The organism is Mesobacterium hydrothermale (assembly GCF_035818635.1).
In the GTDB taxonomy this organism is placed as follows: Bacteria; Pseudomonadota; Alphaproteobacteria; order Rhodobacterales; family Rhodobacteraceae; genus Mesobacterium_A; species Mesobacterium_A hydrothermale.
Window position 1 is genome coordinate 1 of sequence record NZ_JAYLLH010000026.1, and the last position, 12,993, is coordinate 12,993.

The 12,993-nt window shown below is 62.4% G+C and carries 11 protein-coding genes and 1 pseudogene; all 12 read right to left on the reverse strand.

The window, feature by feature from the left end:
* Positions 1-541, reverse strand: a pseudogene (locus tag VK792_RS15290) (hypothetical protein); the annotation flags it as partial.
* A 6-nt stretch (positions 542-547) separates the two neighbouring features.
* Positions 548-3,319 (reverse strand): glycosyltransferase, encoded by a 2,772-nt coding sequence (locus VK792_RS15295; protein ID WP_326298585.1) that lies wholly within the window; start codon positions 3,317-3,319, stop codon positions 548-550.
* 27 nt (positions 3,320-3,346) lie between these two features.
* A complete protein-coding gene (gene gmd / locus VK792_RS15300) occupies positions 3,347-4,360 on the reverse strand; it encodes a GDP-mannose 4,6-dehydratase (protein WP_326298587.1) in 1,014 nt (337 codons plus the stop codon).
* A gap of 111 nt (positions 4,361-4,471) precedes the next feature.
* Entirely contained in the window at positions 4,472-5,626 is a 1,155-nt protein-coding gene (locus VK792_RS15305; protein ID WP_326298589.1) for a hypothetical protein, read from the reverse strand.
* Positions 5,623-6,756 carry a glycosyltransferase gene (locus VK792_RS15310; protein WP_326298591.1) on the reverse strand — a complete coding sequence of 378 codons (1,134 nt, stop codon included), beginning with the start codon at positions 6,754-6,756 and terminating at the stop codon, positions 5,623-5,625. Before VK792_RS15310 ends, VK792_RS15305 begins: the two co-directional genes overlap by 4 nt.
* Positions 6,753-7,550, reverse strand: a complete 798-nt coding sequence (locus VK792_RS15315) for a hypothetical protein (RefSeq protein WP_326298593.1) — start codon at positions 7,548-7,550, stop codon at positions 6,753-6,755. The genes VK792_RS15310 and VK792_RS15315 overlap by 4 nt, the downstream gene beginning before the upstream one ends.
* A gap of 40 nt (positions 7,551-7,590) precedes the next feature.
* Positions 7,591-8,436, reverse strand: a complete 846-nt coding sequence (gene kdsA / locus VK792_RS15320) for a 3-deoxy-8-phosphooctulonate synthase (RefSeq protein WP_326298594.1) — start codon at positions 8,434-8,436, stop codon at positions 7,591-7,593.
* A gap of 51 nt (positions 8,437-8,487) precedes the next feature.
* Positions 8,488-9,192, reverse strand: a complete 705-nt coding sequence (locus tag VK792_RS15325) for a sulfotransferase family protein (protein ID WP_326298596.1) — start codon at positions 9,190-9,192, stop codon at positions 8,488-8,490.
* 46 nt (positions 9,193-9,238) lie between these two features.
* Positions 9,239-10,030, reverse strand: a complete 792-nt coding sequence (locus tag VK792_RS15330) for a 3-deoxy-manno-octulosonate cytidylyltransferase (RefSeq protein ID WP_326298598.1) — start codon at positions 10,028-10,030, stop codon at positions 9,239-9,241.
* Positions 10,027-11,001 (reverse strand): KpsF/GutQ family sugar-phosphate isomerase, encoded by a 975-nt coding sequence (locus VK792_RS15335; RefSeq protein WP_326298600.1) that lies wholly within the window; start codon positions 10,999-11,001, stop codon positions 10,027-10,029. The genes VK792_RS15330 and VK792_RS15335 overlap by 4 nt, the downstream gene beginning before the upstream one ends.
* Before the next feature lie 285 nt (positions 11,002-11,286).
* The gene (locus VK792_RS15340) at positions 11,287-11,883 is read right to left on the reverse strand and encodes a CatB-related O-acetyltransferase (protein ID WP_326298602.1); all 597 of its coding nucleotides are present in this window, start codon (positions 11,881-11,883) and stop codon (positions 11,287-11,289) included.
* On the reverse strand, positions 11,876-12,898 hold the full coding sequence (locus VK792_RS15345; RefSeq protein WP_326298604.1) for a glycosyltransferase family 61 protein: 1,023 nt from the start codon (positions 12,896-12,898) through the stop codon (positions 11,876-11,878). The genes VK792_RS15340 and VK792_RS15345 overlap by 8 nt, the downstream gene beginning before the upstream one ends.
* Between the last annotated feature and the right edge of the window lie 95 nt (positions 12,899-12,993).

The following is a 12,993-nucleotide window of genomic DNA, read 5'->3' on the forward strand; positions in this document are numbered from 1 at the left end:
GTGCGCGCATCGCCGGCCAGTCGACGTTGGGCTCGAACCGCTCGAGGAACTCGACATAGTCGTCCGAGACGCAGCCCTGTTTGTGCATCTGGTTGTGGATCGACTTCAGCCAGGGCTCTGCCGCGCGTTCGAACACCACGAAGACCGGATCGAATTCGGCAAAGACCTCGGCCATGATGCCGACGATCTCGGGCGCGCGGGGGTAGATCCCGGTCTCGCGGAACTCATCGGTCAGCGATCCCAGCGGCAGCCCCGGCAGGCCTTCGTCGGTGACGCAGATCACCGGGTGTTCGATGCTGCGGAACAGCTCGGCCCATTTTTCCACGTGGTTGCGGAAGGTCGGGGCGTCGATCCGGCCCAGGACCAGCGCCTGGGCGGCGAATTTCAGCGGGTTCGAACTGCCGTCGGCCAAGTTGTAGCAGGCCAGGTGCGACGACAGCGCATCGGCGTTCTGCAACAGCCAGTGCTGCAGCGAGCTGCTGCCGGTCTTGTGATAGCCCAGGTGAATGATCAGGCGCTTGTCTTGCCGCGCATCGGTCATCAGCCGTTATCCCTTTGTCCCGGTGCGGCGCGGCGCGGGCGTGCCTGGTGCCTTGCCGAGTGTTTCGAGAATTTCGCGCAGCCGTCCGCCATAGCGCTTGGCGATGGCCTTGCTTGAGAATTCCTTGTGGATGAAGTCCTGCGCGGCCTTGGCGCGGGCCAGCCGCTCTTCGGGGTTGTCATAGGCGGCGCGCAGCTGCTTGGCTGCATGCTCGACGCTGGGTTCGGCCCATTTCGACCCCTTGCGCACGAAGATGTAATCGCCCTGCTTGAGCAGGCTTTCCTCGTACTCCACCAGCCAGGCGGTTTCGTCGCTGCAGAAATCCATGTTGCCGGAATAGGCGGTACAGACCACCGGCACACCAAGGTTCATCGCCTCGATCATGCCAAAGCCCCAGCCTTCGGACTTGTGCAGGGTGATGTAGCAATCCGAGCCGGCCTTGAGCCGCAGCAGGTCGCGGTAGCTGAGGGTTTCGTTCATCACCACGATGCGCGGATCGGACGCGACAATGCTGTCGACCCGGTCCCACAGCTGCACCTGGACCGCGTCGAACACCGAGTCGCGGTTCTGGGTCTTGACCACCAGGCGGGCGTTGGGCACGCCCTTGAACGCCTTCTGGAACGCTTCCAGCACGCTGACCGGATTCTTGCGCTGCACGAACGAGAAGCTGTCGAAGGCCACCAGGCAGACATAGTGCTTGTCGTTGAACAGGAAGCGGCGGTTGACGAAGGCGCGGGCGTCTTCGCGGGTGATGCCGGGAGTGTCTTCGTAACACATGCCGACATTGATCACCGGCTTGCCGTGCTCGTCCTTGGTGTAGATCTCGACGCCGTATTCCGTCGACACCCACATCTCGTCCAGCATTTCCATGCCGAGGTAGTGGCAATAGGCCGGCTGGTCCAGTTCCCAGAAGAAATAGCCGATGTTGTACCGCCCCGAGAACACGTCGGGCTGATAGGCAAAGGCCAGCGGGATCGATTCCGCGTTCAGGTGGATGATGTTGATCTTGGCCGGGCCGTAATCCTCGATCATCGTGTCCGAGCTGAAGCCTTCCGGCGCGGGGTTGTCGAGGTCGAAATCGACACCGCGGATCGACAGGCCGGTTTCGCGCAGGATCTCGGCCGACAGGCGGGTGGCCTGGCCCAGGCCCGATGCCTTGGCCAGCGGGCCGATCAGCTGCACGTCGACCTCTTCGCCCGCATCGGGGCGCGGGATCGCCGCGGATTCGAACCGGTCGCCGTTGGGCGAGATCGTCAGGAACCGATAGCTGGCAAGGTCGAAATCCTTCTTGCGCAGCGCGTGGGCATAGCGTTCGCGGCTCAGCGCGACATGGGGCAGGGCGTCGTCTTGCCCTGCGCTGTCGTCGTCGTCCGCACCCGTGTCAGAGACCGAAGCCAGGGCCACGACGTCGTTCCCGGCGCCCGTCTTGGTACTCGCCTTGGTACTCGCCTTGGCGTCTTTGGCGTTGCCGGAACCGTCTTCGGCGGTATCCTTGTCCTCGGTCTTGACCGGCAGTTCGATGATGCCGGTGGCCAGCAGCGCGTTCACGAAGCGCTCAAGCTCGGTCACGCCGGTCTTGTCGGCGGTCAGCAGCTTGCCCAGGATCCCGTGCGGGATATAGCGCAGCAGGTCGGGACGGCGCACGGCCTTGACCAGCATCGACAGCGCCAGCGCCTTGCGGCCCTCAGGCGAGCCCGGGTCGAAGACATGCAGCGACGGGGTGTCGAGAAAATAGCGCTCGGTGAAATAGCTCAGCGGGTAGGCGTCGAGCCGGCGCGACGGGTGGATGCCGCGCAGGAAATCGGCGAATCGGTCGGGGACCAGGCAATCTTCGAAATACATGTGGGTGCAGTCCTGGTGCGCCCACCAGAACAGCGTGTTGAGATAGCTGTCGCGGTCGTTGAGGTTGGTCGAGGACAAAAGGTCCGGCCGCCCGGCCATGCGCCACCACATGATGCGGCTCATGGAGTAGGTCTGGCCCCCCATCACGATCGGTTCGTTGAGATAGGCGATCAGGTCGCGGCTGAGCGGGACCCGGCGCTTTTCATGGGCGCGATAGGCGGTCAGGTACCAGTAGATGAACCGGTCGGAGCTTTCGAGCCCCGGCGCCACCTCGTAGCTTTCGTCCATCCGATAGCGGTAGCGCACGTAATCGAGATAGGCCGGCTGACCGCTGAGCGGGATGTCGGGGATCACCCGTTCGGTGGTGAACATCAGCGCGTGTTTCTCGAACGGCGCGGGGATCACCTCTGCGGGGGCGCCGGCATCGTCGGGCACGTCGTCCAGCAGGTCCAGCAGTTCCAGGACATCGTCGCGCAGCGCGTGGGCCAGCTTGACGATCGTCGCATCCCCCGGGTTCGAAGGTTCTCGGGTATCCATTTTCAGCTCGACCTCGCCGATCTCGAATTTCTGGTCCCCGATGGTCCGGACCTTCAGGATTCCGCCGTTTTCCGCGACCTTGCGCACCAGTTTCTCGCTCAGCATGAACTGGAAACCGCAGGTCGGTTCGGCTCCCAGCGCGGCGGCAACGTCGTCGCGCTGGTATTGTGCTGTTCCACTTTCCAGGAGAGTGTCGCCCAGAAACAGGCCGACCGAAACATAGCCCTTGCGGGTGCGGCGGTCGAAGACCCAACCGCGCAGCATGCCTTCGCTGTTGACCCCGTCCACGACCCCCTTGTACGGGTCGGGATTGTTGGCCTCGGCTGCCTTGCGGACCATGCGTGCCACCGGGCGCAGCAGGGCGCGGACCGGTTCTGGCAATCGCTGTGTGTGCGACATCGTTCTCTCCTGATTGCGCGGACCGGATCAGGCGAGCGCGTCGTAATCCGACTTGGCCATCATCTCGGCCAGCTGCCGCACGGTGACCTTGGGTTCCCAGCCCAGCTTTTCGCGGGCCTTGCTGGGGTCGCCGATCAGCAGTTCGACCTCGGCCGGACGATAGAACCGCGGGTTGACCTTCATCACCTGCTTGCCGGTCTTGGTGTCGGTGGCGGTTTCGCTTTCGCCCTCGCCTTCCCAGACCAGGTCCATGCCAAGCGCGCTGGCGGCAAAGGTGAAGAAGTCGCGGATCGTCGTGGTCTCGTTGGTGGCCAGAACGTAGTCGTCGGCCTGGTCCTGCTGCAGCATCCGGTACATGCCTTCGACATAGTCGCCGGCAAAGCCCCAGTCGCGTTTGGCGTCCATGTTGCCCAGTTCCACCGGCGCGGTGCCGCCATGGGCCAGCGCCGCCAGACCCAGGGTGATCTTGCGGGTCACGAATTCCTTGCCGCGCAGCGGGCTCTCGTGGTTGAACAGGATGCCCGAGCTTGCGTGCATGTCAAAGCTCTCGCGGTAGTTCATGGTGATGTAGTGGCCATAGACCTTGGCCACGCCATAGGGCGAGCGCGGGTAGAGCCGGGTGGTTTCCTTCTGCGGCACTTCCTGCACCAGGCCGAACATCTCCGAGGTCGAGGCCTGGTAGAAGCGGCAGTCGGGGCGCACCGTGCGCAGGGTGTCGAGAATCTTGACCACGGCCATGCCGTCCACCTCGGCGGTGTAGATCGGCAGTTCCCACGACGCGCCGACAAAGCTTTGGGCGGCGAGGTTGTAGAACTCGTCCATCTCCACGTCACGGATGACACGGTAGATGTTCATCTGCTCGGTCAGGTCGAATTCGTGCAGATGAACGTCGCCGGTCACCCCCAACAGGTCGAGCCGCGTGGTTTCCGGCTGTGAGATCCGGCGCACGCCGCCGTGCACTTCGTAGCCTTTTTCCAAAAGCAGTTTGGCGAGATAGGCCCCGTCCTGGCCCGTGATTCCGGTGATAAATGCTTTTTTCACGTCGTTTCCTTTTTTGACTTGTGACCCCATCACAGGCCAGCAAACTGCAATGAGCTTCTGATAGCCTTGCCGTCGGCTCAGTGCAATCTGTCCTGCCCGGGGTCGCGTGGGTTAGTGACCGGCCCAGCGGACCGGAATGTCTGTATCGATCTGGTTGTATCCCCAGGCGCTGCGGATCTGCTGGCGGAAGCGGTTCGGTTTCACGCCAAGGCGCAAGCCGTCCTTCTCGGTCACCGGGCAGTTCGAAGACGCCAGAACATCGCGCCAGAAATCGGGCATGATGACATCGTCGCCGATGTTGAACCCCTCGATCCCGACCGAGAAACTGTCGTGCGAGAAGCCGGGAATCAGGTAATGTCCGTCTTTGCCGAAATACTGGGCCTCCAGTACGCAGCTCGACGACAGGGCGGCCACCGCCTGCACGTTGGGATGCGACACCAGAACATAGAAATTGTCCGTCGACACGCTGTTGTCGGGGATCAGTTTCGTCAGACGTTCCAGCACGTCTTTCTGCGGCTCCAGCGGGTGTTCCTTGATGATCACGTGATCATAGGTCTGGGTCAGGTCCATGACCGCGTCGAGATGATCAAGAACGGTGGAAAAACGGCCGTTCTCGATCACCACCTTGTCGAACTGGGTCTGCAGGATCAGCAGCAGCGAGTTCGGCCGTGGCGGGCGCGGGTTCTGCTTGGCGACGTTCGACGAGACCACCCCGGCCTGCAACCGGATCAGCGCCTCGGGCAGCGCGTAGCCGCGGATTGCGTCGGTCATGTCCTGGGTACTGGCGCTGACATCGAACAACAAGTCGTCCATGAAACGGATCGGCGACAATGAACAGTCGACGAAGTCGATTCCGTTCCGGTCCAGGAAATGCACCAGATAGGGCGGCAGTTCGAAACCGACGACGAAGCTGTCTTCGAAAAACCGCAGAAACATGTCTTCGACGACCGGGGCCAGTTCTTGGGCCTCGAACAGGTGTGGCCAGGAGTTGATGTTGGGTTCTTGCCAGAACGAGGCATAGATCGCGCCGGCGGTGGCGCGGTCGATGCGCGACATGTTCAGCCAGTTGTTGTCCCAGTGCACGATTTCCGTCGGCAGGCCGGTGGCCATCTGCAGGGGCACCTCCAGCAGGCGATAAAGCCACTGGATGTTCTCGTGCTGGGTCGGGCGGAACTGTGCCACCGAGGGCCGCAGGAAATCGCCCGAAAAGACGATCCGCTTGATCTCGGGCCGCGAGCGGGCTTTCTTGGTGGTTGTCTTGCTCATCGTGCCGCTGCTGCCTCCAGCTTGGCTGCGCGGGCCGCGCGGGCCATGTGCAGGAAGGGGTCAAGCCAGTCTTCCTTGGCTTCGGAAGCAAGATTGGCCATCATCTGTTGTGAAAGGCGCGCCCGAAGCCGGTTGTTGTCCAGCAGCAGGCCCGTGACATAGGCGAACTGCTCCTTGTCATTGACGATCAGGGGCTCGGGCAACAGATGGTGCAGCCCGCGGGCCCCTTCGTCGGAAGAGATCACCGGCACGCCATGGGCAATCGCTTCCAGTGTCTTGGTCTTCACGCCGCCCCCGGCATAGGTTGGGTTCAGAGCCAGGTCGACCTTGGTGTAGATCTCTCTCAGGTCCTCGATCCGTTCGTGACAGATGACCTCGGTGTTGGCCGGGCGGTACTCGGGGACGGTGACGTTGCCTACGATGTTCAGCCGCACCGGGCGATCGACCAGCGGCAGCACGTCGCGCAGCAGGTAGGCCAGGCTCATGTCATTCACGTCGCTTTTGGCGGCGATGAACAGCAATTCGTTGGCATTGGCCCGCACGCGGTAAAGATCGTTCACCGGCAACCGGAACGGTGCGGTGATGACCGGGGTACGGGTGATCTGGGTAAACTCGTCGTGGTCTTCGTCAGAAATCGCCAGGGCGATGTCGTAACGGTCCAGCTGCTTGCCCTCGGCCGCCGCCGTCATCGGGAAGGTCGGCGTCAGCCCGTGCGCCGCAAACGACCGGGTCCGCTGCGACTGACAGTCAATGGTATCGACGATCCGCAGGGTTTCGGGGGGGATGTGCTCGGCCATCCAGTCGCGGTTGAAATAGGGCGTCAGAACCGCGTCGAAATTCTCCATACGGCAGAATTCCGCAACCGAACGCACCGTTGACAGGCGGTCCTTGCGGACCCTTGGATAGACAATGCCGGTCAGTCTTTTGTCAATTTCTTTCAGGGTCTGACGGTCGATCAGGCGATACGGGGCATCTTCGGCAAAGCTTTGGTGACCGGAATGCAGCGTGACGCTGCTGACCACCGTCAGATCGCAGACCTTGGCCAGCGACTGACACAGGCTTTCGATACGAATCGCGGTGCCGACATTGCCTTCCCAGTACGGGAAATCAACGAGTGCGGCGATTTTCATGTGTCTGCCTTCCCAGCTTCTGCTTCAGCGTCGGCCGGTGCGTCGGCAACCACGGGGCGGATGGTGAAATGACCGATGTTGGCCCCCAGCAGACGGGTGTCCATCGCGTTGGGCTGGCGGAAGGCGTTCAGCCGGAACTCGATCGAGACGAAGCTTGCGGGGCGGATGGCTTCGGCCGACAACGTCATGCGCGCCACGAAATGCGTGGGGTTGCCTTCCGAGCGTTCGATCTCTGCCACCGTGTCGCCGATGCGGATTTCCAGCGAGTCGAGTTGCTCGGCTTCCAGCAGGTAGCCCTCGACTTCGACGATCTGGTCGACGGTGCCCAGGTGCGGCACGCAGGCCACCGAAAGATCGCCCGGCCGCATCCAGCGGCGCGACTCGTCGCCCGACTGTTCCAGCGGGTACCAGCCGTAGGCCAGGATTTCGGGGCCAAAGCTGAACGTCCTGGGAAGCTTCGTCGTGGTTTCGATCCGCTCGCCGTAGGCCGAGATTGCCAGAGGGTCTTCGTAGATCTTGGACGGATCGCGGGTAAAGCGGTTCTCCATCTCGACCCGCATCAGGTACAGCTGGGCCTGGATTTGCGACACGCGCTTGTTGATCAGGTTATAGGCTTCGGTCGGCGACAGCATCGACCCGACGGCATTGGCCTCTTCGAAGACCGACGCGATATAGGCCGGTACATTGGCCATGGCCTTCGTGTCGATTTCAGTCGGAACATGATGTCGGGTACGGTCCAGCTGCATCATGATGCTGACCTGCTCTGCAATCTTTGCAGTTTGATCGCGATCCATTCGGTACAATCCTCTTGTTTGATAACGGGAGTGAGCGGCGTCAGAAGGTAATCTCGGCCTGTGATTTCGTCAGATCGTCAAGCGCGCGCAACTGGCCGATCAGCTCTGCCATGCGGTGCACCGGGATCATGTTGGGGCCGTCCGACGGCGCGTTGTCGGGATCCTCGTGGGTCTCGATGAACAGCGCCGAGACGCCGACCGCCACGGCGGCGCGGGCCAGCACCGGCGCGAATTCGCGCTGCCCGCCCGAAGTCGTGCCCTGGCCGCCGGGCTGCTGCACCGAATGGGTGGCGTCGAACACCACCGGATAGCCGGTGCGCGCCATGGTCGGCAGGCCGCGGAAATCGCTGACCAGCGTGTTGTAGCCAAAGGACGTGCCGCGGTCGCACAGCAGGATCCGTTCGTTGCCGGTGCTGGCGATCTTGGCGGCGACATTGCCCATGTCCCACGGCGCCAGGAACTGGCCTTTCTTGACGTTGAGCGCGGCGCCGGTCTCGCCGGCGGCCAGCAGCAGGTCGGTCTGGCGGCACAGGAAGGCCGGGATCTGCAGCACGTCGCAGACCTCGGCCGCCGGGGCGCACTGGCTGGCGTCATGCACGTCGGTCAGAACCGGCACGCCGAATTCCGCCTTGATCTGGCCGAGGATCTTCAGACCCTCGTCCATGCCCAGACCGCGCTGGGTGGTGATGGACGACCGATTGGCCTTGTCGTAGCTGGCCTTGAAGATGAACCGCGTGCCGGTCGGCGCGCAGGCCTCGGCGATCTTCTCGGCCATCATCCGGGCATGGTCCAGGCTTTCCAGCTGGCACGGGCCGGTGATCAGCGCGAAGGGCGCTTTCCCACCGATTTCGATATCGCCAACGGTGACGGTTTTGGTGTCGATCATATGCCCTCCACTAGGCAGTAACGGTCATCGCGCCGGATCCGGGTCGGCGCCTTATTGCAAGGGGTCATACCCGAAGCTTTTGACAAACGCGTCTGCCCCGTCGTGCGACAGAATCTTTTCCACGATGGGTTGGACGTTCTCGGCCGGTTCGGTCTTGTAGGCATAGACCCGGGTCGGATCGAGCGGGCGCAGGCCATTGAGTTCGCCGATATTGTGGTCGGTCAGGGACATGGTGTCGGACTTTTCGACCATCTCGTTGAAATTCGAGAAGCTGCCGGCAATTGTCAGGCCGCTGGCCTCGGCGATCTGCTGCTGGATCTTGTCGGCATCGGCTACGATGTCCTCGAAGCGCAGCACCAGCACGTTGTCGCGGTCGCGGACTTTCTGGATCTCGTCCATCACCCCGAACCAGCCAGCGGCGGATTTCAGGAACGGCTCGCTGCCGAAGGAACCATGCTTGGACATCAGCGCATCGCGCGGATCACGCACGATGAAGATCATCAGCGCGTCTTCCGGCGGGTTGTCGATGAATTCGCGGGCTGCCTCGTAGTGTTCGCCAAGGATCTTCGGGGTCACCGGGCGCGGGTACTTGGCGACGGCCACCTTCTTGAAATTCGAGACCAGGGCATCGACCGGGACCTTTTCGCCGCGCACCTGCGCCACGTTTTCGAAGCAGCTGCACAGCATGACATATAGCATGGTGTTGCCAGAGCGAGGACAGCCTCGAACCAGGATGCGCTTGATGGGTTTTGTCATCTTGTAAACCTCTTCTGATTTCAGGCCTGTCCGGGCAGTTTTGTCATCATGACACCCCCCCCAGTGCCGCTTCGATGCGGGCGACGTCTTGTGGATTGTTGAGCTCCCAGAACAGCCGGCCGCGGGCATCGACCTCGACGCAGCGCACAGGGGTGCCGTTGTGCAGGAAGCGCAGCTGTTCCAGCCCTTCGAGCTGTTCCAGTTGGCAGACCGGGCTGGCGACATAGGCCGCCAGCGCCTCGGGGCGGTACCCATAGACGCCGACGTGGTGGAACACCGGGATCGGGTCGGGCAACTTGCCCGGGTCGATATAGGGCAGCACTTCCTTGGAAAAATACAGCGCGTTCATGTGCTGGTCGAACACCGCAGTGGTGCCGCCGACGCGGCCGTTCTGGCGGTCCTCGACAAAATTCTCATAGGTCTGGCGATCGCAGCGCAGCACCGGGGTGGCCATGCCGACCGACGGGTCGGCCTGCATTGCCTCGATCAGGGCCTCGACGAACCACGGCGGGGTCAGCGGCGCGTCGCCCTGCAGGTTCAGCACCAGCTCGGGCGTTGCCTCCAGCCGCGTCAGGGCATCGGCGCAGCGTGCGGTGCCGTTTTCGCAGGCATCCGAGGTCATCACCACCTCGGCGCCAAACGCCTGCGCGGCCTCGGCGATGCGGTCGTCGTCGGTGGCCACGTAGACCGCGTCAACGCCACGGATTGTGCAGGCCGCTTCCCAGCTCATCTGGATCAGCGACTTCACGCTGCCGTCGGGCTGGCGCAGCATGGCCAGCGGCTTGCCCGGGTACCGGGTCGACGCATAGCGCGCCGGGATGAACAGAACCGTTTTCACATGACCCCCGCTCGAAGAAAATCGTGGATGTGCAATACCCCAACCGGGGCCTGCTTGTCATCGACGACCAACAGCGCGCTGACCTTGCGTTCGTTGGCCAGCGCCAGCGCCGCCGGCGCCAGGCAATCGGGTGCCACCGTCACCGGGGTCGGGTTGGCGATTTCCGCGGGCGTGTGGTCCATCAGCTGTTCCATGTTGCGCCGCAGGTCGCCATCGGTGATCACGCCGCTCATCACCCCGTCACGTGTCAGCACGGCGATGCCGAAGCCCTTGGAGGTCATCGTCAGCAGCACATCGCGCATGGTGGCGGTATGATCGAGCACCGGCAGAGCGTCGCCGGTGTGCATCATCTCGGCCACCGTCTTCATCTGCGCCCCAAGTTTGCCGCCCGGGTGGTAGACGCCGAAATCCTCGGCCTTGAAGCCGCGTTCTTCCATCAACGCCACGGCCAGCGCGTCGCCAAGCGCCAGCGTCATCGTCGTCGAGGTGGTCGGTGCCATGCCGATCGGGCAGGCCTCGGGCAGCTTGGGCAGGGTCAGGCGATAGTCTGCGGCCTTCATCAGCGTGCTGTCGGGGTTGCACGAGATCCCGATCATCGGGATCGAGAAGCGCTTGGTGTGATAGATGATGTCGCGCAGTTCAGAGGTTTCGCCGGAGTTCGAGAGCAGCAGGCAGATGTCGTCGGGCGTGATCATCCCCAGATCGCCATGGCTGGCCTCGGCGCAATGCACGAAATAGGACGGCGTCCCGGTCGAGGCCAGCGTCGCCGCGATCTTGCGGCCGATATGGCCGGACTTGCCGATACCAGACACGATCACCCGGCCGGTCACGCCCAGGATCCGTTCGATCGCGGGGACGAAATCCGCCGGCAGGTTCTCGGCCAGATACTGCAATGCCGTGGCTTCGGTCTGCAAGGTGCGCTGCGCCGCCGCTTCGCTTTTGTGGCCTGCGCTGAAGGAAGATGCTGTCACAAAAGGACTCCGTTCAGAATCTTAATAACGAAAAAACTTTCTGGCGCTTCGGTAGCGGATCTGGTCCGGGAAGGCCATACGTGATGGTTCGCTTGCCCCAGATATCTGCCGAAATTAGAGGCGGGATCCGCAGAAGCGTCTGAATTTTGGTCAATCCGGAATTGCCTGAATAGACTCCACGCGGCGCCCCCGCCGGATGGCCAGCTTTGCGGTGCTGCCGCCACTCCAGTCAGCACTCTTTGAACGGCCCGCGCCCGTCCTGCGTGGCGCCCGGCGGACCCGGGCTCAATCCACCACGAGTGTCGACAGGTCGATGTCTTCATCGGCTTCCAGGCGATACTCGAAAAACGCCTTGTTGCGTTCGATCCGGTCCCGCGGCCAATCCCACCAGGCCAGATCGTTCAGCTGCTGCCGGACGCTTTCGGTGAACCGCCAGCGCAGGAACCGCGCGGGCAGGCCGCCGACAACGGCAAAGTCGGGAACGTCCGAGGTGACAACCGCACCGCCGGCACAGATCGCGCCGTTGCCGATGGTCACACCGGACATCACCATCACCCTGTCGCCGAACCAGACATTGTGACCAACCCGGATCGGGCCTTTCCTGTGGTGCCCGCCAATGGCGCCGATATCCCGCTGCAGACGGATCTGCAGATTGAACATCTGGGTGTCGTGGCTGCCGGCAATCAGGCGGCAATCGTCGCCAATAGCGCAGTACCTGCCGACAAAAACCGGCCCCCGTACCTTCACCGTGCCGGTGAAGGATGTGAAATAGCCAACCCGGAAAGCGCCCTTGGCCTCGACCTTGCGGGGGTCGAGCCTAATCTGCCCGCGCTCCCGGTCTTCGGCGGTCTTGGCGTCGAAATAGGTCTTGGGTCTAGCCATCGGTGGCGGTGTATTTTTCGCGTAGCATCCAGGCGGTGCACAGCGCGGCGTCAACCTGCTTGTGATTGGGGGCAAAGTCGCGCAGCCGCGGCTGGAACCCGGGGTTCTTGGCCTCGTACTTGGCGTCCGCCACCTGACGGGCCAGCAACTGGATCGGGTTCAGCCCCAGCACATAGGCCAGGCCATACATTTCCGACGGCCACTTGTAATCGATGATCACCACCGACGCACCCGGCTTGCAAAACAGCAGGTTGGCAAATCCCGCGCCGTGCAGGCCGACAACCACCGGTGCCTTGTGGAACAGCATGATCTGTTCCTGCGCAGTATAATCCTCGCTGAAGACACGCTGTATGTTGCGCTTTTCCAGGATCGGCAGGACGACGCGGCCATTGGCCAGACGGCGGCGCGGCGTCGGGAACTTGCGGTCAACGAAGATCCCCTTGCTGTCGGTCGACATGTCGGCCGGGGGCAGCAGCGACAGGATGAAATCGCGGGTCTTCTGCAGCGCCTCCAGGTGGTAATGCGTGTTGAACACCATGGACGGGAAATACAGGGTGTCGAACTGGTGCCAGGTCTTCTCGTTCTTGCTGAGCTTGAGAAGCTTTTCTTCGGGGAACAGCTCTTTCAGGATGACTTCCTGGAAGCCGCTGATCTCCCCGTGGATGACGATCGTGTCGACACTTTCCAGCAGGTCCTTGGCAAAGATCTCGATCTGCATCAGCCGGGGCATGAAGTTGATCAGGAAGTGCCAGTGGTTGCGGTGGCCGCCGATCACCAGCGCAGAGCCCGCGTGGCGGACGATCTGGTCTTCGGAAATAGAAACGTTGCCATCCTCGGTTTCATCGACGGCAAAGACATTCCGGAACACCGTGTTCTGCTGGTCCGGCACGTAGGCCCCGACCTCGGGGTCAGCCATGTGGAACCTGGAATTCACCAGTCCATGATCGACCTGCGCGATGGAAAATGGCAGGGCTTCCTCGTCGAGTTTGCTGAAATTGACGGTATCGACAGTCATTTGCCGGAAAAGCTTGACTGGTTCTTCGGACAGGTAACCAGCGAAAGATTTCTTCTTTAAGAGCATATCGGGCATCAGCGCCTTTTAATATTTTT

Coding starts and splice junctions, on each gene's coding strand:
- VK792_RS15295 (WP_326298585.1), bottom strand. CDS start 3,319: ATGTCGCACACACAGCGATTGCCAGAACCGGTCCGCGCCCTGCTGCGC.
- VK792_RS15305 (WP_326298589.1), bottom strand. CDS start 5,626: ATGAGCAAGACAACCACCAAGAAAGCCCGCTCGCGGCCCGAGATCAAG.
- VK792_RS15310 (WP_326298591.1), bottom strand. CDS start 6,756: ATGAAAATCGCCGCACTCGTTGATTTCCCGTACTGGGAAGGCAATGTC.
- VK792_RS15315 (WP_326298593.1), bottom strand. CDS start 7,550: ATGGATCGCGATCAAACTGCAAAGATTGCAGAGCAGGTCAGCATCATG.
- kdsA (WP_326298594.1), bottom strand. CDS start 8,436: ATGATCGACACCAAAACCGTCACCGTTGGCGATATCGAAATCGGTGGG.
- VK792_RS15325 (WP_326298596.1), bottom strand. CDS start 9,192: ATGACAAAACCCATCAAGCGCATCCTGGTTCGAGGCTGTCCTCGCTCT.
- VK792_RS15340 (WP_326298602.1), bottom strand. CDS start 11,883: ATGGCTAGACCCAAGACCTATTTCGACGCCAAGACCGCCGAAGACCGG.
- VK792_RS15345 (WP_326298604.1), bottom strand. CDS start 12,898: ATGACTGTCGATACCGTCAATTTCAGCAAACTCGACGAGGAAGCCCTG.